Raw genomic sequence first — 19,310 nt, forward strand, 5'->3', positions numbered from 1 at the left:
GTCTAGAACATAATAAAGGAGTTTTTTATGGAGATTTTCAACAACATTATATCCGAATTAAACAATTATATGTGGAGCTATGTTTTAATTGCTGTACTGGTTGTATTGGGTACATATTTTACGTTCAGAACCAGATTTGTTCAATTCAAATACTTCCCTGAAATGATTAAAGTACTTAAAGATCCAGCGACCGTATCATCAGAGGGAAAAAGGGGCAGGTCTTCATTTCAGGCTTTTACGGTCAGCTTAGCTTCTAGAGTTGGGACAGGGAACCTGGCTGGAGTTGCGACGGCCATCTCTGCAGGAGGGCCAGGAGCGGTCTTCTGGATGTGGATCATTGCCCTTGTAGGCGCAGCTTCCAGCTTCATCGAAAGTACTCTAGCCCAAATTTATAAGGTTAAAGATAAAGATGAGGCAGAATATCGCGGCGGTCCAGCTTATTATATGGAACGCGGGTTAAATAAGAGATGGCTGGGAATCTTATTTGCTATAATTATTGTCTTTACTTTTGGTTTGGTCTTTAGTTCTGTACAATCCAACACCATTTCCCTTGCTTTTGACCAGGCGTTTGGATTCGATCGCTTTTGGATGGGAGTCATTTTGGCTGTTATGACTGCGGCGGTCATTTTTGGCGGGATTAAAAGGATCGCTTTTGTTTCTCAAATTATCGTGCCAATCATGGCGGTGTTATATTTGATTCTTGCCGTGATCATTGTGATCATGAATTTCAGTGAAATACCTGCTATGCTATCATTGATCGTCAAGAACGCATTCGGCCTGCAGGAAGTAGTAGGCGGTGGAATGGGTGCAGCGGTTATGATGGGAATCAAGAGAGGACTATTCTCCAACGAGGCTGGAATGGGCAGTGCGCCAAATGCAGCTGCTACTGCGGCTGTAACCCATCCAGTGAAACAAGGCCTAATCCAAACATTAGGTGTATTTACGGATACTTTACTGATTTGTACGGCAACAGCCTTTATCATCATCATGTCGGGCGAATATACGAACCCTGATTTAGATGGAATACAGTTAACCCAGGCAGCTCTGACAGCGCATGTTGGTTCATGGGCACCAGCGTTTGTCGGCGGAGCTATTTTCCTTTTTGCCTTCACCTCTATTATTGGAAATTACTATTATGGTGAAACGAATATTGAATTCATCAAGGAAAGCCCTACGGCATTATTAGTTTATCGTCTTGCTGTTATTGGAATGGTTTTGTTCGGTTCAATTGCCGAGTTAGCCATTGTCTGGAATTTGGCAGATCTCTTCATGGGCATAATGGCATTGATCAATCTTATAGCCATTACCTTGTTAGCGAAGATTGCGATGGCAGCATTAAAGGATTACAGGGAACAGCGAAAACAAGGAAAAGATCCAGTTTTCTATGCGGATTCAATCGATGGTTTGACAGGAATAGAGTCCTGGGATTATCGAAAGTCTGTAGAGTCCGAAAATAAGTAATCATGTCTAACCCTTCTGATTCAGTCAGAGGGGTTTTTTTGTGTATTTTTTTACCATTCCTGGAGAAATTAACTTTAACGGGGTGATTTAAAATGAGAAGGGAACTATTAATCACGTTTGGTGCATTCTTTTTTATGTCGTTAACCGCCTTCGCCGGCGTATATACAGGAGAATCCAACGAAAAAACGGGGACGATTTCAGAAGACAAAGTGGATATTACGGGCGACGGTAAGAAAGACTTGATTTATGGAAAAGGCGTGCCTTATGAAGAAGGTGCTCAGTTTCTCAAGAAGATTTTCCTGAAAATCAGGGCTTCCAATGGAGAAATCTATAAAATCGATCTAAAGGGTGGATACGATCCCGCTACTATATATAAAGATTTGAATCACGATTCTGTGAAAGACATATTTATCAGTATTCCTACGGGAGGAAGCGGAGGTCTTTCGAATTATTTTTTATATAGTTTAAAGGATTTCCAAGTTGCCAATCTCACTGTACCAGAAGCTTTGGCAGTTAGCAGCCAATTTGAGGATGGATACAAGGCTTCCATTAAGATTGAAGAAACAGGCCAGTCGTACAGCTTTGATTTAAGCGACAGGAAAGATGATTATGAAAGGCTCGGGCTATATCAGAATGGAAAATTAAATGAACCGACTGAACTAATGATTCTTCCATTCGGATTATTGGAGCCAGTAAAGGTCAAAAAGGGGCTTTACGGATTAATAGGCAGTCAGCGGATAAATGGAGCATATAATGCGGATGGAATCGCCAATCTTGAATCGTCCTGGTTATATGAAAACGGAAAATGGAAATTATTAAGTGCTGAAGTCAAACCCTTGAAAGCTCAATAAAATAGGCGATTGTCACGTATTTCACACAGCTGGCATAAGCTATCGGAAAAGGATTCTTTTATCAGGAAGGAGCCTTCTGACGTGAGCAAATTCAAGCCAGAACGACTGAAAGTTACCTTTATTCCACCAGCAACTGCTTTTGTGCCTATAGACAGCAGGAAGTATACTTTAACTCATTCTGACCTTACTGGAGAATTATTTCTTGCCATCGGGAATGAATATGACTACCAGGCCATCAATTATGAAATGCGCGATGAAGTACTGGCCGACTGGGTGACAATCAACGGTGAATACTTACTGTATGGAAAGGTTTATATCAGCAACGGAGAATTTGATCTGAATATGTCCAGAATCCGATATATGATTTTCAAGAAAGAACTGGATTTAGCATTGACAGCAATGATTTATGGAGATAGAAGCTTCTTCACATATTATCCATGGCTGCTTGATGTGCCAATTTACGTACAGTTTTCATCAATCTATCCAGAATTTAATCAAATAGGCTACTATGGTACGCCAAGAATGTATCTTAACAAAGCGAATAAAGAAAGAACACCAGAAGCACAGGCATGATAAATCCTGTGCTTTTTATATTTGCTGTTAGAGAGGAGAAATAACTTTATTATGTAAACTAAAAAACGTTAATAGGTGATATATATAGAATCCGGGAGATTAAGTGGATCTTAAGAATGAGTAACCAAAATAATTCGTAAAATCACTGCATGTGAGTAAATATAGCAGGGATTAAAAACGCTAGAAGCCATGAACGTAATGATGGTTTTACAAAAAAAAATTCACATGAACTCTAATTGCAATAACTTAACTGACTTACTGAAAAGACTTATATATATTTATGTATAAGTTTACGTAAATTTTTTGTTCCGTCTCACTAGTTTAAGTATACTTAGTGATTGAGACAGTATCAAAATGATTTTATTCAACTTCCTAGAATTTATGTTATGTAAACTAGAAAATAAGTTTTTTATATGAAGTTATTCTTCACTCCTCTCCTCCCAAAATTGCATAAGAAAACACGAAAAATCTTCTGAACTTCCTTCAGAACACTTTTCGTGTTTTTTAGTGTGCTTCTATTCCTCTATTTTATGCGAAACAAAATCACTATGTTGATTTACATTTGTGTATGTGGATCTTCCTAAATAAAGCGGAATCGTGAGCTTATCGAAATTCGGCATGCCGTTTTCAAGGAATTTATCAGCATCCCTGTAAAATTGTACGATATTTGCAACGAACCAATCGTGGTCGCCGTAACTATTGATGTCTATGACTTCACATTCATATGCTATGTATGCATCACGCAGTATCGGTGAATTCGTTGCTGATCCAGAGTTAAAACATATGTTTGCTTTTTCAAATTTGTTCACCTCTGAACCCGAATATACCCCTGCTTGCTGAATTAGAGCAGATTTATCAAATGGCACAAAATTAATGGCGAATTTGCCTGCAGATTTAACCAGCTGATGAGTATGGCGCTCACGACCGATAGAGACTCCATAAATTGGCGGTTGATAGGATATGTATGAGTGCCAGCCAGCAGCCATTATATTGTTTTCTTCTCGATGTGACACGGTAACGAGTGCGACCATTCCTGGATAACTATGCATGACAGTTTGATTGATTAATTGAATCATTATGTTTTGTTCCTCCATTTATTAAAATTTTCCGATGAATCATGGGCAACTGTCTATTTTTTCTATTTTCATGCCATCAAATTTTTAGTCACATATCCTATATTGAATAAAATATAGGAGGTTGCTCAATGAATTATCCTCAAACTTATTTTCACAGGCAAGGTCAGCAGAATGATGAAAGGATTATCCCATTATTGTTCCTCGCCGCTGCCGCACCTGCATTTTATGGCGGTTATGGATTCGGTGGTCCCTGGTATGGTTACGGACGTCCTGGATACTGGTACGGCCGCAGACCATGGTATGGATTTGGCCGACGTCCCTGGTATGGTTATGGACGTCGCCCCTGGTATGGCAGGCCATGGTGGTAATTCTTAAATAAATGAAGCTCCCTGTTCACCAGGGAGTTTCTCCCTTCTAATGAGAAATTTATTATATTATAGCAAAAAACTGAAATTTCGTATTGTGAAGTAAATTTAAAATCTTTAAAATAAAACAGTATAACTATACTACCTCATGATTAAGGGAGATATTATGAACACCAAAGTTTTTCTTTATGTAAAAGCATTTTCCGATCTTGGAACCTTTATGGATTTAATCGCAATCAATGTCTTGATGTATATTGCTACCGGGAGTCCCGCCTGGCTTGCAGCCACGATGGCGTTCAGGACACTGGGCGGAGTTTTATCAAGCTTATTTTCTGGTGTTCTTGCTGACCGATTTGACCGCAGGAAAATCATGATATGGACCGATGTTTTTCGGGCAATTATCATTTTGAGCCTGATCCCCTTCCCTAATCCGGTAATGATATTGGTTGTCTGCTTTCTGATCGGTTTAACGAGCAGCTTTTTTGCTGTAAGCTACAGTGCGGAAATCCCGCAAATTTTTGGCCAGGATAAGGTTTTAGAGACGAATGCCCTTATATCCAGACTTACATCGATCAGCCTGGTTTTTGGGTTCATTGGTGCTGGTTTAATCACAGATTTTCTTGGTTACCAGGTTACCTTGATTATTGACGCTGCAACTTATCTAATATCTGCAGCGGTATTAATCAAAATCAAGTGGGAAACAACTAAGCCAGCTCATTCAGGTTTGATAACGAATGGAGTTAAACAAAGAGTTTCCCAGATTGGTAAAGATTTAAAAGAAGTATTTTCATTCATCCGTTCAGTGCCAATGTTATTATACGTAAATATCGTTTTCCTCGTAGGTTCATTTGCTGGTGCTTCTCATAATCTTGGAATTCCTTTGTTAGCAGAATCAATAGATTCCAGCAAACAAAGCTTAATTTACGGACTCATTTGGGGTGTCTGGGGAATTGGTTCCGTGTTAGCCACCCTACTTTTACCCAGAATGAAATTCCTGCAGGGAAACCAGTTGTATCGAACATATTTTCTCGCAGCAATTTTGATGTCAACCGGCTTCATAATCTTCCTGTCTAATATAAATGTTTGGATTGTCATGATGTATGCCTTTCTTACCGGGATTTTTGATGCATGCTTCACCACCCTTCACGCGACAATCCTCCAGAAAACGGATAATTACATAAGAGGAAGAATATTTGGAGTTGGCATGCTGTTAAAGTCATTAGGATTTGCACTTGGTTTTGTCATTGCCCCTATTCTGTTAGAAGCTTTGTCACTGCCTAGAATGGTCTGGATTTTCCACGGAACCTTGATTATCTCAAGCCTTTTGGTGATGTTTTATTCAAATGCTGACAGGAAAAAGTATAGGGAAGTAAATCAAAGTCTATAACCGAAAAAGGAACTCCCATTTTTATAGGAGTTCCTTTCTTTAATTTTTAGACTGGGTCTCCCCCATGAAAACAAGGGTGAAATCTTCAATAAAGGCTGGTATGTCTGCTTCCATGCCTATCCAGTCCAAGTTTTCACCTGGTTCCTGATCAGGCTTTGGCCTGAAGTCTGCAATACTCTTGCCTCTGGCACGCCCGAATAATTCAACGGTTACTCGTCTTGGCAGATATTTCACCAGATTTTTGTTCACCAGGGCACTTAATGTGATTACATCATGAAGAGGCGCCCCCTGGATGCCCGGGACATTCTTTTTATACGCATCAAAGTAATAATCATATACAGGTTTAATCAGATCCTTAAAAGGAGACTGGCTGTTTTGTGCAAGATAGTCTATTACTGCTGGGGGAATGATGGCTCTATTAGTGATATTTAAAGGATGCAGAAATACATTTCTTGCCTTTTCCAGCACCTGATTAGCCGCAATCGGATCGGCATAGAAATTTGCCTCAGCTTCCGCGGTGACATTTCCAGGCACGAGGAAGGCTCCCCCCATGATATAGACAGCGCTGACTGTTTTGAACGCTTCCACGCCATATAAGATAAATGGGATCGCCAGTTCCGTTTGCCTTCCTACTCCGACGATTACAAGGTTTTCAGGATACTGATTAACAATTTCAAGGATTTTATCAATATCATATACCTCTACTTCACCCAAATCCTCTGGTGGTCTGATCGGGCCAAGCCCCTCTGGTCCATGTATCTCCGGATAAAAAGTAGCAAGTTCACCAGATAAAGGGCCGGATGCACCGGCGATGATCGGTATATCCTCTCTTCCTCCCAGCTGCAATAAATAGGCTGTATTATTTATTGCCTGTTCTTTTGTGATATTCCCGTACCCGGTAACAACCCCTACAACATTTAGTTCAGGATGAAGCAAGGCATACATAAGGGCCAATGAATCATCAACGCCTGAATCTGTAAACAACAGAATATTGTACATAGCTCGCCTCCTTGTTTTAAGATAATCTTCCGTACTGCTTTTCTTCTAATTTCGTGTTTATCCTGAAAGGAGCTTTTTGCTTACCAATAAGCCTCTTTGTCAGTATATGTTTCCCGCATTAATCTTCATTCGGATTACTTAAGGGTATTATGATTACCTTCCGTTCTTTATTGAGAAGGTAATCATAATGTACTGTTTTTATCTGCTTCTATTGCCAATCGAGAAGCAAAATCGTACAATCCAATTCGTGTGATTTATTTGAGAGGAGAAAAATGAGGATTGAAATTTAATGAAAATGAGAAGTTGAGCATCTATAACGGGCTTGCTTCAACTGCAGCTACTAACATGGTTAACGGTTATATTCCTTTGTTTGCAATTGGAGTACTGGGAGCAACAAACCAGCAAATCGGCTTGATTGTCTCCCTGCCATCAATAATCGGCATGCTTGCATTGATTCCAGGCGCTATTTGGCTTAATCGGGTGCATAGCAAGAAGAACTTTGCTGTTATTTCAACGTTACTTACCCGTTTATTATTCAGCTTGATCCTATTCGTTCCCTTCCTTGGAAGTCCATATGCAGCATGGGCACTGGTGATCCTGATTGCACTGCTAAACTTTCCTGGTGCCTTATCTGGTTTGTCATGGCAGTCAATGATTGGGGATTTGGTTCCTGAAAAACGCAGAGGGGAATTCTTTAGCTCGCGTAACCGATACAACACGATAGCAGCTATGGCTGTCACATTTGGTACTGGAGTATTCCTGCAGCAATTTGATAAAGATAACGCTTTTCCTTACCAAGTATTATTCATTGCTGCATTTCTGTTTGCAGTGTTTGAGATATATTATCTTTTTAAACACAAGGAACCTGAAAGGCTCAAGAATGAAAAAGTTACAGAAGAGAAAAGCAAGAAGCTTTCGCTCGCTGTATATAAACATAAGCCGTTCTTAGCATTCGTTATTTCAGCCTTATTGTTCGGTTTTTCTGCGCAGATGGCATGGTCTCTGTTCAGTATTTACCAAATTAAAGAGGCCAATGCCACCGCATTGTGGCTGAGCCTGTTTTCTGTCACAAACCAGCTGGCCCAAATCATCAGTATAAAATGGTGGGCGAATGCTGCAGACCGCCGGGGAAACAGCTTTGTTTTATTTATTGCTGCAGCCGGTATGGCTACTGCTCCTGCTTTGACGATGCTTTCAACGAACCTCGTCTACCTGACACTGATAAATTTGTGGATTGGCTTGTTTGTTTCTGGAACCAACCTGCTGTTGTTCAACCAGCTCCTTAAAGCTTCTCCAGAGACTGACCGGACGAATTATATTGCCAATTATAACTTCCTGCATTCGATCGTCGGGTTTATTGCCCCGCAGATTGGTGTCCTGCTCCTTAATGGTTTTGGAATGAATGCCCCCATGAATCTGATAGCCCTGTTCCGGATGATTGCCGCCTTTTCCTTCCTGTTTGTAGCTTTAAAATTCGAACGTAAAGTGATAGCGGAATCAATATAAACTTAACCTTTGTTAAAGCAGAAACAGGTCCTAACTGTTTCTGCTATTCTCATTAATCAGCAAGCTATAACCTTAAATTCTATTGCAATTCATTCTTTTTCTGGCAAAAAATTGTCTGTCGTCCTTCCTGCTCATTCTCCTCAAAAAAGAGAACCTTCCAATCTCGGAATTCTTTTAGCAGCTCATTTGATTCCAGCTTGTATTGACTCGAAACCTGCCCGTTAACTGCGGCTTTATGCTTGTAAAACGTTTCGAAAAACAAGTATCCCTGGTCCTTGATTACTTGTTTGACTAGTGGAAATAAAGAACGGTCCAGATAAAAGGTCATTATCGCTAAATCAAGCTTATGGCCTTTTAAAAAGGTTCTTTCCTTTGTGAGATCGGTTACTTTAGCCGTAATATTCAACCCTCGTTTGGCTGCCTGCTCTTGTACATAGTTGATAGCAACCTCGGAAATATCAACGGCAGTGATGTCATAGCCCATTTCTGCCAGATAAATGCTATTGCCTCCCAGTCCAGAGGCAAAGTCGATTGCTGACCCTCCTTTCAAATAAGCAGCCATATTTAGCAGCCTTCTATTTGGTTCTGGAGGATTCCCGTCTATTAATCTATCCATGTATTTTCGATTCCATTTACTTTGAGCATCCACTTTATATCACTGCCTTCAAAAGAAAAGTTAACAAAAATATACCATAAATATATTGCTCTCTCATTTTTATCGTGTATTTTTAAAATATTCAGAAAACGTATTGTCTTTTCAAGCGAAAATAGTCATACTTTAAATGTAACAAAATATTTATAATTATCAGTTATTTTAGTAAGCGCTTTCATTTTCATTATTTTATTTTTAGGAGGAGATGAAATGTCACTAACTCGTAAAATCCTTTATGGTATGGGATTGGGTATTATTGTCGGCCTTATTTTTAACTTGGCATTGCCTGGAGTGTTCGAAACAGTCAATAGTTATCTATTTGTCCCTCTTGGAAAAATCTTTGTTAATTTGATTAAAATGCTTGTTGTCCCTATTGTCATCGTTTCTCTTATATTAGGAACTGCGGGAATAAGTGATCCTAAGAAGCTCGGCAGGATCGGCGGCAAGACGATATCTTTTTTCCTGGTTACTACCGCAATTGCATTAGTTCTGGCGATTGGAATGGCACTTCTGGTTCAGCCGGGTTCAGGCAGCTTCCAATCGGATGGCGCAAGTTTTGAAGCTGCTGAGGCACCCCCGGTTATTGAAACATTATTGAATATCATTCCTGCCAACCCTCTTGGGGCCATGGTTGAAGGTTCTATGCTCCAGGTGATTGCATTTTCAATTATCATTGGATTTGGTATAGCAAGAGTCGGTGAAAAAGCTGCTGGATTGATTAAACTGGTCGAACAGGCCAATGAAGTACTAATGTATTTAGTTCAGGCTATCATGAAATTCGCTCCATACGGCGCTTTCGGTTTGATAGCAACGGCAATCGGCAGCCAGGGACTGGAGGCCATCGCAGCAATGGGTAAATATATGTTTGTGGTTCTTTTCGTTCTGCTGCTTCACCTTGTGATCACCTATGGGTCAGCAGTATCTTTGCTCGGAAAACTGAATCCAATTAAATTCATCAAAGAATTCTCACCAGCTATGATTGTTGCATTCAGTACATCTAGCAGTGCTGCCACTCTTCCTATTTCGATGAAAACATTGCAAAATAATCTCAAAGTTTCCAAAAGTGTCAGTGGTTTCGTACAGCCGCTTGGGGCCACGATCAATATGGATGGAACAGCTATCATGCAAGGGGTTGCCACCATCTTCATTGCCCAGGTTTATGGAGCCGAACTTGGACTGGGGCAATTATTGACCGTCATATTGACTGCGACACTTGCAAGTATCGGAACAGCGGGCGTCCCTGGAGTGGGACTTATCATGTTGTCTATGGTATTAACTTCAGTAGGCTTGCCTGTTGAAGCTATAGCTTTAGTACTGGGGGTTGACCGTCTCCTGGATATGTGCAGAACCGCAGTGAACATTACCGGTGATGCTGCCTGCGCCGTCTATGTAGCCCGCTCGGAAGGGGAAACTTTAGAAGAGGTTGAAATAGACGAGAATATTACTGCATAAGTTAATCTCCTTTCTTATATGCTGTAAATAGAAACAGCTGCTCTTTTTCGGAGCAGCTGTTATTTATTCACAGTGAGTAAAACCCATTAGTCAATTCCATGCTTTTCACAGTATTGGTCGATTAGTCGCTCAGTAAGACTGGGATCAGGAGCTTCGCCTTGGAAGGAAAATCTCAACTCTTCGATGAATTCCCCTTTATGATATACATGGATAGCTCCGTCCTGGTTAATCACACTATATTCCGGTTCGAAAATATATCCGCTGCGTTCCACTGCACCCATCTGTTCCACCCTCCTTACAATTTGCAAATCCGTGCTTATTTAATAAACAGCTTCACTTTCTTCAGCGCATTCTTGGTGTTAGGATACCGGAAAGGAAGATCGAAGCGAGTGGTTTGCTTCAATATGCTTTTTTCATGTGAAAATACATCGAAGCTGCCCTGTCCATGATAAGCACCGATACCGCTTTCACCTACACCGCCAAATGGCAGGTACGGTGAGCTTAAGTGGTAGACGGTATCATTGATGCATCCACCGCCAAATGATATATGTTCAAGAATCATTTTCTGGACCTGTTCACTTTCAGAGAAGATATAGAGTGCGAGCGGCTTAGGCCGAGCATTGATTCTGGTTATCATATCAGATAAATCCTCGTATTCCAGGACAGGCAGAATCGGACCGAAAATTTCGTCCTCCATCACTTCATCTTCCCAGTTGATATTGGTTAGAACGGTAGGCTCTATTGAAAGCTTTTCTTCATTTGTTCTTCCGCCAAAGAATGTGTCACCATTATCGAGGAAACCCGTTAGTCTGTTAAAATGCCGCTCACTTACAATTTTCGTAAAGTTTCCGCTTGAAATCGCATCCAATGAGTATAATTCCTCTACTGATTCTTTTAACAGCTTTAAAAATTCATCTTTTACACTTCTATGGATATAAAGATAGTCCGGAGCAACACAGGTTTGTCCTGCATTCATGAACTTGCCCCATGCAACTCTCTTTGCTGCAAACTTTAAATGGGCATCATGGTGTACAATGCATGGACTTTTACCTCCTAATTCAAGGGTAACGGGAGTAAGTTTCTTAGCTGCCGCTTCCATTATGATCTTTCCCACCGGAACACTTCCTGTAAAGAAGATATAATCCAGTTTCTCTCTTAAAAGTCCCTGGCTGGTTTCCACTCCGCCTTCAACAACAGCCAGATATTCCTCAGGAAAATTATCATGAATGAGCTTCGCGAGGACCCCGGAGGTACGGGGAGTAAGCTCTGAAGGCTTTAAGATGGCACAGTTTCCGGCAGCGATAGCTCCAATTAAAGGGGCTACCGCCAGTTGGAAAGGATAGTTCCATGGAGCAATGACAAGAGCTACTCCATACGGTTCGGGATATATATAGCTTTTAGACCCTAACAAAGTCAGAGTAGATTTTACTTTTCTTGGCTTTGCCCATTTGCGGACATGCTTTATGGTAAACCGCAACTCCTCAAGTACTATTCCAATTTCGGTTAGGTATGAATCAAACTCAGTCTTATTCAAGTCCGCCTTTAAGGCATCCATCAGTTCCTGTTCATGGGATTTGATCAAGCTTCTTAATAATCTCAGAGCCTCAAGCCTGAATGGAATTTCCTTTGTTTTTCCACTGAAAAAAAACTGTCTTTGTTTCTCTATTAGTCCACTGTAATTCTCCATCCTGTCCCCTCCAATAAGAATAAAAAGTTTCTCTTTATTTTCCCCATTTCATATAATCCATACCTAATTGGATTTAATAGTTCAATTCATACCTTTTACAATAGTAAATAAAGGGTAGATTATATACATGTGCGTTATACAAACCTTAATGTGAACCAGAGTTTTATTTTGTATGACCTAAGAATTTTCAAGGAGGTTATCTGATGAAAGTACTTGTCGTAGGTGCAAATGGACAGATTGGCAAACAACTCGTTGATCTGCTTAAAGAAAGCAGCGAACATGATGTAAGAGCGATGCTGAGAAAACCGGAACAAACTCCGGAGTTTGAAGAAAAAGGTGTTGAAACTGTAATCGCCAGCCTTGAAGGTACCGTTGAAGACATCGCATCTGCAGCAAAAGGCTGCGATGCCATTGTGTTCGCAGCAGGTTCAGGAGGACATACAGGTTTGGATAAAACTCTGTTAGTGGATCTTGACGGCGCTGTGAAAACGGTGGAGGCTGCAGAACAGGCTGGGATTGACCGGTTCATAATGGTCAGTGCCCTGCAAGCACACAAAAGAGAGAATTGGTCTGAAGCCATTAAGCCTTATTATGTAGCAAAACACTATGCGGATCGCGCTTTATTGCAGAGCAGCCTTAATTATACAATCATCAGGCCTGGCGGGTTACTGAACGAAGCAGGTACGGGTAAAATTGAGGTTGCTGAGAACCTGAAAACGGGCTCGATTCCAAGAGTTGATGTAGCAAAAACCGTATTGGCATGCTTAAAAGCGAAAAATACATTCAAGAAATCTTTTGATTTAATTTCTGGAGAAACTGATATTGTTGATGCTCTTAAAAACATTTAATCAGCATCAAAAAGAGAGTTTGCCATGCTGGTAAACTCTCCTTTTTCTTATTCTGCTTCTTCTGATGTGAAATGGTTAGTTTTATCACTCATTTGGAAGGTTATTGCTGGCAGCTGAATATTTTTATCGACAAAAATCGCTGCTACCATATGTCTCAATTTACTTTCGATCTTCTCTTTAATTTCAAAGTTAACGACCGGAATTTCGATCAGGAACTCCATTGCCTTGCTGTGGAAATCAATAAAACGGATATCAGGTTCCGGAGAATCAAGGATTCCTTCCTCATTTTCCTTAATTTCGTGTACCGCTTGTTCAAGCAGTGCCTGCACCATATGGGTATCTGTTCCAAAAGCGACACTCACCTTTACCTGAGCCATCATTCTTGCGCTGGTTCGGTTCTTGACGATCTGTTCGATAAAATACTGGTTAGGAACAATCAAAGTCCCTTCCTTTGCAGTACGGATAATTGTAGATCTTAAGCGGATATTTTCTACCCGTCCGACCTTATCATTGATCTCAATGATTTCCCCTACCTCGATTGGTCTTTCAAACAAAATAATGATACCCGATACAAAGTTACCAGCAACATTCCTCATGCCAAAACCAATACCAATGCCAAGAACTCCAAAAACGGCTCCTATCGCAGTCAGGTTGATCCCGACACTGGTCAGACTTACAGCCAGTGCGGCAAACATAACAGTATAGTATATTATTTGGTTGAAAGTGTAGCCCAATCCTCTATCCACTCCGTAGTAATCGTAGATCGAGGATAAAATATACTTATTGAAAAGCTTAACTAGCCTGTGTGCCAGCGAAACGATCAGGAAGGCTATGACAATCAGCAAGATTGTCACCTTTACTTCCCCATGGGTATATAGCGGTTCAAATAACCATTCATTCTCTGAGAAGGTTAATAGGAGTAAAATGATAATCCCATAAAAAGTTACCCAGTCCGCAAGCGAATCGATTATCGGCAGAGATCTTTGGAAGAATCTCGAATCTTGTGCAGCCGAAACCTTAGCAACCCTTTTTATTAGCCAATTTCCTACTATAATGATCACTAAAAATACAGCAAGTCTGATAATATCGCCGCGAGAAATGTCCCTAATAAAAGTATCTACCATGTGTCCCACCTGCAATTCCAATATATCAGTCTATTCCTGTAAAACAAGGGCATTAAACTTAACAGGGATAAAAGCAGCGGATCTGCTCAAATTCAGTATAAAGACTTCAAATCATATAAAAAGACTGCCTCGGCAGCCTAACAAGGAGAAATATAAAATTTCACTCAGAGTAATGTCCAGAGTCCAGCGCTTGCCGGGGCTAAACAAAGCCCATGCACTTTTCATATTAATCCGCAAGGTTCAAAGCGGTATCGGCAGTATCCAAATCCACTCTGATTTGTTCCCCAAGGTTATGCGGGTGGTAAAATCCCATTTCGATCATATACTCTGAAATGTTTTCATGAGCTTCTACAGCCGCCCTCAGCTGTTCTCGAAATGCCTCCCTTAATTCGGGCGTGGCAGTTTCCGTGATTGCGAATGAAAGGTTTCGGATCCCTGACTTAATGGAAATCAAATAATCCGTTGAAATTACCTGGTCTGTCATTCCTGCCATACCCGCCAGATTGTGCAAGATGTTCGTCATGCCCGATTCTCCTCCTTCTTGGTCAATAGCTCCTTCATCCGATTGATGTGTGCGGTTGTTGCCGCCACTTCATCGGCTAAAATTTCTTTTAGCCGTAAGTCCTTAACAAGCAAGCCCATGGCTGTTGCTTTTGTCAATGTCACACTTTTGAACGTCATAACCTCCAGCAATTCAAGGGTCTCATGTATACCTAAATATTTCGTCATCAGCAATCTCTCCTAATTTTGTGAGCTCTCCCTGTTATATTTCCATTAAAACAATTCATTATTCTGTCATTCTGTATAAACACCCTCCATAATTGGAAAATTAGATATGTTCTTATTGGAGGTGATTTTATGGAAAAAGAAACACTTGCCTTCCATGAAACAATGGAAGCTCATGAAATATTGAACCTTAAAACGATTAGTGTCCTTAAATCAAAATTAATGCAAGGCCTCTGTTTTGATAACGAATTAAAAGCATTGATGGAAAAAGATGTCCAACAGTCGATCGCAGCAATTGATGAATTGAAAGTATTTTATAAAGGTGCTAGAACAAAACCATTGCAGGAAGGTGAAGTCTAATGGAAATGGATTACCTCGATCCCCAGGGTGCTGAGCACATGCCCGAGATGGCCGATGCATCATTTGCGCTGGACTTTCTTCTCTGGATCAAAACTGGTATACACACTTACGGTATTGCCATCACTGAAACAGCCAATGCAGAGCTTAGGAAAACATTATACAAACAAATGGAACAAGCGATTGACCTTCACGCTGAAGTTTCCGACTTGATGATGAAGAAGGGCTGGCTGTACCCCCATGATGTAGGAAAGCAGGTGGAACTGGATTTAAAATCTGCGGACATGGCAGTAAGTATCGGAAAGATGGATTTATTCCCAATTGACACGGATCGGCTTGGAATGTTCGCGACACCAGATAAATAAAGGAGGAATGTCTATTATGAAAGCCGTTACGTATCAAGGGAGCAAAAATATACAAGTCAAAAATGTAAAAGATCCTGAAATAAAGAATTCAGATGACATCATCATAAAAGTAACCGCTTCAGCTATTTGTGGGTCTGATTTGCACCTTTTGCATCAAATGATCCCGAACTTGCCTACAGATTATGTAATTGGGCACGAACCAATGGGTGTAGTCGAAGAAGTGGGACCTGGTGTGAACAAACTAAAGAAAGGCGATAGAGTGATTATTCCTTTCAATGTCAGCTGCGGAGAATGCTGGTATTGTAAAAATGACATCACTTCACAATGTGATAATTCCAATCCTCATGGAGAAATGGGCGGTTTCTTTGGCTACTCAGAAACAACGGGTGGTTATGCTGGCGGCCAGGCCGAATATATGCGTGTACCTTACGGAAATTTCACTCCTTTTAAAATCCCCGAGGATTGTGAAGTTGAGGATGAAAAACTTGTACTTTTGGCTGATGCTGCAGCAACAGCATTATGGAGCGTTGACCATGCAGGTGTCAAATCAGGCGACACAGTGGTAGTTTTAGGCTGCGGTCCGGTTGGTTTGCTCGCACAAAAATTCGCCTGGTTCAAAGGGGCGAAGAGAGTAATAGCTGTTGATCATTTAAACTACCGTTTAAAGCATGCAAAAAAGACAAATAAAGTAGAAACAGTTAACATAGAGGAACACCAGAATACCGGCGAATACCTGAAAGAGATCACCAAAGGCGGAGCTGATATTGTCATTGATTGCACAGGCATGAGCGGGAAAATGTCTCCGCTTGAATACCTGGCTACTGGCTTGAAGCTGCATGGAGGTGCGATGGGCGGTCTTGTCATAGCCTCTCAGGCTGTCCGCAAGGCTGGTACAATCCAAATCACTGGTGTCTATGGAGGCAGATATAATGCTTTTCCACTGGGAGACATCTTCCAGAGAAACGTGGATCTCAAAATGGGCCAGGCACCGGTAATCCCTTATATGTCCTACCTTTATGATATTATTTCTACAGGAAAAATGGATCTAAGCGATGTCATCACTCATGTGTTGCCGCTCGACCAGGCGAAACACGGCTATCAAATTTTTGATACCAGGACAGATGGCTGCATTAAAGTGGTCCTGAAGCCGTAAAGCCTGAACCAAAACGTCCCATTTTCAGGGACGTTTTTAGGTTCATAAGAATATTGGTGATAAGGCTTTGGTTTCATTGATAAAAATAAAGGCATTATATCTTCTGGCAACATAGGATGGAACATAATTGCCCAAGTGTTCGAGCTCAGGATCATAGACGACCCCGATGGCTCGATGGCCTAAAACACGATCAAAGTCCCTTTCGTTTGCCTGATTGAATAAAATATACTTATCGAATGCTCCTGCCTGGTGCAAAGCATCCTCCCAGCTTCCAGCCTGAGCCTCCGGAACGTCTTTTACATCGACAGAACCGCCCCACTGATCAGAAGCAATCACTGTGCCATGGTGTGTACCAAAACCAATAGCGTAAACATCCTGGCCATATTTTTCCCTTAGAATTTGCCCAACATTTATCATGCCTTCATCCGCCATATCTGTTGCCCTTGCATCTCCAATATGGGTATTATGCTCCCATATGATGGCTTTGGCACCTTCCCCATGGGCGTGCACGACCTTTTCAAGTGCGCTCACCATGTGGGTATCACGGATGTTCCAATCCTCTGCACCGCCTGTGGCCATTGCCCGGTAGTAACGTTCAGCGTCTAGCATGACAAGGCTGTTAACCTCCAAATTCAAGTCGCCCTCCTGCTCTTTTGGGTAACTCTTCCGTTTTTTCTGAAGATCAATCAGGACCTTTATGACTTCCTCTGTACAATTTTCTCCATAATAAGCTGATGAAATCGCATAATTCTCCCCTCGTCGATCAAAGGGTTCGAAGCAGGAAAAAGCTTGCTTCGCCGATTCGACATCATCAGGCGATATTTTTTCAAGCTGCCTGATGATTTCTTCCATTGACTCCCACAGACTGTAAACATCAAGACCGTAGAAACCAACTGGTTTTTCTGCAGACTCATTATAGTTCTTTAACCAACTTACAAGTTCAAGTATTTCTTCATTTGCCCACATCCAGGAAGGCCAACGGTCGAAATCTTTAAGTGCTGTATGAGCGTCGGTGACACGATACCCTTTAATATATTGATTCACAGTGAAACACGATGGCCAGTCACCTTCTACAGCAATAAAAGAAAACCCATGGTCTGCAATCAATCTTTTGCTGATTTCTGCCCTGATGGTATAGAATTCGGATGTTCCGTGAGAAGCTTCTCCCAGCATCACATACTGTTTTTCTGCTGCAGATTCTACAATTGCATCGAGGTCATCATATGTATCAAATCTTACTGCATGATTTTTAATAGATTGAAACAGATCACCTTTTGTAGCCATGGTGCACCTCCGCTTTTATAACTTTTTTTTCGTTATGCATGATTAAATGGATTGAACTAATATGCTGGCTATCCGTTCATTGATTGTCCTTTTGGCTGCAGACTATTATTAATTTACCCTTTCTTCCCACAAGAAATCTGTATTCTGGAAAATTAGAGGGATTTGAATGAGCACATAGAAATATATAGTAAATAATATTAGGAGGTTGACAATGGAGTTTAAAGATTATGAAGAGTTTTGGCCTTTCTATTTATCGCAGCATAGTAAACGTTCAACAAGAGGATGGCATTTTGTTGGTACAAGTTTCGTTTTCGTATTTTTGGTCGCTGCTTTCATTACGTTTAACTTCTGGTTAATATTGTTGGCTCCAGTCACTGCTTACGCGTTCGCATGGTTCAGCCATTTCTTTATCGAAGGCAACAAGCCAGCCACATTCGGGCACCCAGTCTGGTCACTCCGTGCAGATTTCCGCATGTACAGGTTAATCTTATTAGGTAAGCTGGACAAGGAGCTGGACAAACATAAGTTGGCAGGTTAAATTTTTACAAAAAAACAAACCCATTCTGCATAGGATTGGGTTTGTTTGATGAAACAATTAAGCTAAATCAACATTATGGTATACCTGCTGGACATCCTCTAAATCTTCCAGCGCATCAACTAGCTTCTCGAATTGTTCCTGCGACTCTGGGTCCAGAGCAACTTCATTCTGAGGCAGCATTGTCAGTTCAGCAACAGTAAAATCTGTGATACCGGCATTCCTGAATGCCTCCTGGATTGCGTGGAATTGTTCAGGCTCACCATAAATAATGATGGATTCATCTTCTTCTAGGATATCGCGTGCATCAACATCCGCTTCCATCAATATTTCCAATGCCTCATCAGCAGACTTTCCTTCAAATCCGATTACTGCTGTTTTGTCGAACATATAAGATACAGATCCTGCTACTCCCATATTGCCGCCGTTCTTTCCAAAAGCAGCTCGCACGTTGGAAGCCGTACGGTTTACGTTGTTTGTAAGTGCATCAACGATCACCATGGATCCATTAGGTCCAAAACCTTCGTATCGAAGCTCCTGATAATTTTCTTCGGCTCCGCCCTTGGCTTTTTCGATTGCACGGTCAATGATGACTCTTGGTACATTATATGTCTTTGCTCTTTCGAGGACGAATTTCAGCGCCTGGTTGGATTCTGGATTTGGTTCACCCTGTCTGGCTGCAACATAAATCTCAAGCGCAAATTTCGAATAAACCCTGCTTGTATTTGCATCCTTGGACGCTTTCTTCTCTTTAATGTTGTTCCATTTACGACCCATAAATTCCACTCTCTTTCAACTTATATCAGATAGCTGCAATGTTTATACATGTAGCAGCTGCTGCTCACAGATAATATTATACCTTAAATGAAAGATTTGTTAAGAGGTTAGTATACTGTGGAAGCAAAGAGT

At 41.1% G+C, this 19,310-nt stretch carries 22 protein-coding genes; 12 read left to right on the top strand and 10 right to left on the bottom strand.

What is annotated here, in order from left to right; all coding sequences use genetic code 11:
* The first annotated feature begins 27 nt into the window (after positions 1-27).
* The 3 genes from J7I80_RS17815 to J7I80_RS17825 all read left to right on the top strand — a co-directional run bounded on the left by J7I80_RS17815 (position 28) and on the right by J7I80_RS17825 (position 2,885).
* On the top strand, positions 28-1,461 hold the full coding sequence (locus J7I80_RS17815) for an alanine/glycine:cation symporter family protein (protein WP_214740004.1): 1,434 nt from the start codon (positions 28-30) through the stop codon (positions 1,459-1,461).
* 92 nt (positions 1,462-1,553) lie between these two features.
* A complete protein-coding gene (locus tag J7I80_RS17820) occupies positions 1,554-2,312 on the top strand; it encodes a hypothetical protein (RefSeq protein WP_214740006.1) in 759 nt (252 codons plus the stop codon).
* Between the two features lie 81 nt (positions 2,313-2,393).
* Complete coding sequence (locus tag J7I80_RS17825; RefSeq protein WP_214740007.1) at positions 2,394-2,885, top strand: staygreen family protein; 492 nt, start codon at positions 2,394-2,396, stop codon at positions 2,883-2,885.
* A 515-nt stretch (positions 2,886-3,400) separates the two neighbouring features.
* On the opposite strand, the gene J7I80_RS17830 is transcribed toward J7I80_RS17825, so the two are convergent.
* On the bottom strand, positions 3,401-3,961 hold the full coding sequence (locus J7I80_RS17830; protein WP_214740008.1) for a flavin reductase family protein: 561 nt from the start codon (positions 3,959-3,961) through the stop codon (positions 3,401-3,403).
* Positions 3,962-4,089: 128 nt separating this feature from the next.
* Here J7I80_RS17830 and J7I80_RS17835 point away from each other — a divergent pair, with 128 nt between their 5' ends.
* Both J7I80_RS17835 and J7I80_RS17840 read left to right on the top strand, forming a co-directional pair.
* Complete coding sequence (locus J7I80_RS17835) at positions 4,090-4,329, top strand: hypothetical protein (protein ID WP_214740009.1); 240 nt, start codon at positions 4,090-4,092, stop codon at positions 4,327-4,329.
* Between the two features lie 163 nt (positions 4,330-4,492).
* Positions 4,493-5,713, top strand: a complete 1,221-nt coding sequence (locus tag J7I80_RS17840) for an MFS transporter (RefSeq protein ID WP_214740010.1) — start codon at positions 4,493-4,495, stop codon at positions 5,711-5,713.
* 39 nt (positions 5,714-5,752) lie between these two features.
* Here the strand turns inward: J7I80_RS17840 and J7I80_RS17845 are convergent, their stop codons facing one another.
* The gene (locus J7I80_RS17845) at positions 5,753-6,712 is read right to left on the bottom strand and encodes a nucleoside hydrolase (protein WP_214740011.1); all 960 of its coding nucleotides are present in this window, start codon (positions 6,710-6,712) and stop codon (positions 5,753-5,755) included.
* Between the two features lie 279 nt (positions 6,713-6,991).
* On the opposite strand from J7I80_RS17845, the gene J7I80_RS17850 reads away from it, so the two are divergent.
* Positions 6,992-8,218, top strand: a complete 1,227-nt coding sequence (locus J7I80_RS17850; RefSeq protein ID WP_214740013.1) for an MFS transporter — start codon at positions 6,992-6,994, stop codon at positions 8,216-8,218.
* A gap of 79 nt (positions 8,219-8,297) precedes the next feature.
* Here the strand turns inward: J7I80_RS17850 and J7I80_RS17855 are convergent, their stop codons facing one another.
* Positions 8,298-8,834 (bottom strand): class I SAM-dependent methyltransferase, encoded by a 537-nt coding sequence (locus J7I80_RS17855; protein ID WP_214740015.1) that lies wholly within the window; start codon positions 8,832-8,834, stop codon positions 8,298-8,300.
* Positions 8,835-9,080: 246 nt separating this feature from the next.
* On the opposite strand from J7I80_RS17855, the gene J7I80_RS17860 reads away from it, so the two are divergent.
* Complete coding sequence (locus tag J7I80_RS17860) at positions 9,081-10,322, top strand: dicarboxylate/amino acid:cation symporter (RefSeq protein WP_214740017.1); 1,242 nt, start codon at positions 9,081-9,083, stop codon at positions 10,320-10,322.
* A gap of 86 nt (positions 10,323-10,408) precedes the next feature.
* On the opposite strand, the gene J7I80_RS17865 is transcribed toward J7I80_RS17860, so the two are convergent.
* Together J7I80_RS17865 and J7I80_RS17870 are read right to left on the bottom strand one after the other, a co-directional pair.
* The gene (locus tag J7I80_RS17865) at positions 10,409-10,603 is read right to left on the bottom strand and encodes a YbxH family protein (RefSeq protein WP_214740019.1); all 195 of its coding nucleotides are present in this window, start codon (positions 10,601-10,603) and stop codon (positions 10,409-10,411) included.
* A gap of 35 nt (positions 10,604-10,638) precedes the next feature.
* Positions 10,639-12,009 carry an aldehyde dehydrogenase gene (locus J7I80_RS17870; RefSeq protein WP_214740021.1) on the bottom strand — a complete coding sequence of 457 codons (1,371 nt, stop codon included), beginning with the start codon at positions 12,007-12,009 and terminating at the stop codon, positions 10,639-10,641.
* 203 nt (positions 12,010-12,212) lie between these two features.
* On the opposite strand from J7I80_RS17870, the gene J7I80_RS17875 reads away from it, so the two are divergent.
* Complete coding sequence (locus J7I80_RS17875; protein WP_214740023.1) at positions 12,213-12,857, top strand: SDR family oxidoreductase; 645 nt, start codon at positions 12,213-12,215, stop codon at positions 12,855-12,857.
* A gap of 47 nt (positions 12,858-12,904) precedes the next feature.
* Here the strand turns inward: J7I80_RS17875 and J7I80_RS17880 are convergent, their stop codons facing one another.
* The 3 genes from J7I80_RS17880 to J7I80_RS17890 all read right to left on the bottom strand — a co-directional run bounded on the left by J7I80_RS17880 (position 12,905) and on the right by J7I80_RS17890 (position 14,710).
* Positions 12,905-13,981 (bottom strand): mechanosensitive ion channel family protein, encoded by a 1,077-nt coding sequence (locus J7I80_RS17880; protein WP_214740025.1) that lies wholly within the window; start codon positions 13,979-13,981, stop codon positions 12,905-12,907.
* Between the two features lie 226 nt (positions 13,982-14,207).
* The gene (locus J7I80_RS17885) at positions 14,208-14,504 is read right to left on the bottom strand and encodes a spore coat protein (RefSeq protein WP_214740027.1); all 297 of its coding nucleotides are present in this window, start codon (positions 14,502-14,504) and stop codon (positions 14,208-14,210) included.
* Positions 14,501-14,710 carry a hypothetical protein gene (locus tag J7I80_RS17890; protein ID WP_214740029.1) on the bottom strand — a complete coding sequence of 70 codons (210 nt, stop codon included), beginning with the start codon at positions 14,708-14,710 and terminating at the stop codon, positions 14,501-14,503. Before J7I80_RS17890 ends, J7I80_RS17885 begins: the two co-directional genes overlap by 4 nt.
* A gap of 129 nt (positions 14,711-14,839) precedes the next feature.
* Between J7I80_RS17890 and J7I80_RS17895 the strand changes: the two genes are divergently transcribed.
* The 3 genes from J7I80_RS17895 to J7I80_RS17905 are packed head-to-tail and all read left to right on the top strand — an operon-like array spanning position 14,840 to position 16,582.
* Entirely contained in the window at positions 14,840-15,067 is a 228-nt protein-coding gene (locus J7I80_RS17895; RefSeq protein WP_214740032.1) for a spore coat protein, read from the top strand.
* Positions 15,067-15,429: a spore coat protein gene (locus J7I80_RS17900; protein WP_214740034.1), complete on the top strand. Its 363-nt coding sequence runs from the start codon at positions 15,067-15,069 to the stop codon at positions 15,427-15,429. The genes J7I80_RS17895 and J7I80_RS17900 overlap by 1 nt, the downstream gene beginning before the upstream one ends.
* A 16-nt stretch (positions 15,430-15,445) precedes the next feature.
* Positions 15,446-16,582 carry a zinc-dependent alcohol dehydrogenase gene (locus J7I80_RS17905; protein ID WP_214740036.1) on the top strand — a complete coding sequence of 379 codons (1,137 nt, stop codon included), beginning with the start codon at positions 15,446-15,448 and terminating at the stop codon, positions 16,580-16,582.
* A gap of 42 nt (positions 16,583-16,624) precedes the next feature.
* Here the strand turns inward: J7I80_RS17905 and J7I80_RS17910 are convergent, their stop codons facing one another.
* A complete protein-coding gene (locus tag J7I80_RS17910; RefSeq protein ID WP_214740038.1) occupies positions 16,625-17,866 on the bottom strand; it encodes an erythromycin esterase family protein in 1,242 nt (413 codons plus the stop codon).
* 211 nt (positions 17,867-18,077) lie between these two features.
* On the opposite strand from J7I80_RS17910, the gene J7I80_RS17915 reads away from it, so the two are divergent.
* Entirely contained in the window at positions 18,078-18,404 is a 327-nt protein-coding gene (locus J7I80_RS17915; protein ID WP_214740040.1) for an Mpo1-like protein, read from the top strand.
* Between the two features lie 57 nt (positions 18,405-18,461).
* Here J7I80_RS17915 and J7I80_RS17920 read toward each other — a convergent pair whose 3' ends face one another.
* Positions 18,462-19,178 carry a YebC/PmpR family DNA-binding transcriptional regulator gene (locus J7I80_RS17920; RefSeq protein WP_214740042.1) on the bottom strand — a complete coding sequence of 239 codons (717 nt, stop codon included), beginning with the start codon at positions 19,176-19,178 and terminating at the stop codon, positions 18,462-18,464.
* Between the last annotated feature and the right edge of the window lie 132 nt (positions 19,179-19,310).

Origin of the sequence: Bacillus sp. ISL-41 (assembly GCF_018613235.1) — a bacterium.
Classification (GTDB): domain Bacteria; phylum Bacillota; class Bacilli; order Bacillales; family Cytobacillaceae; genus Mesobacillus.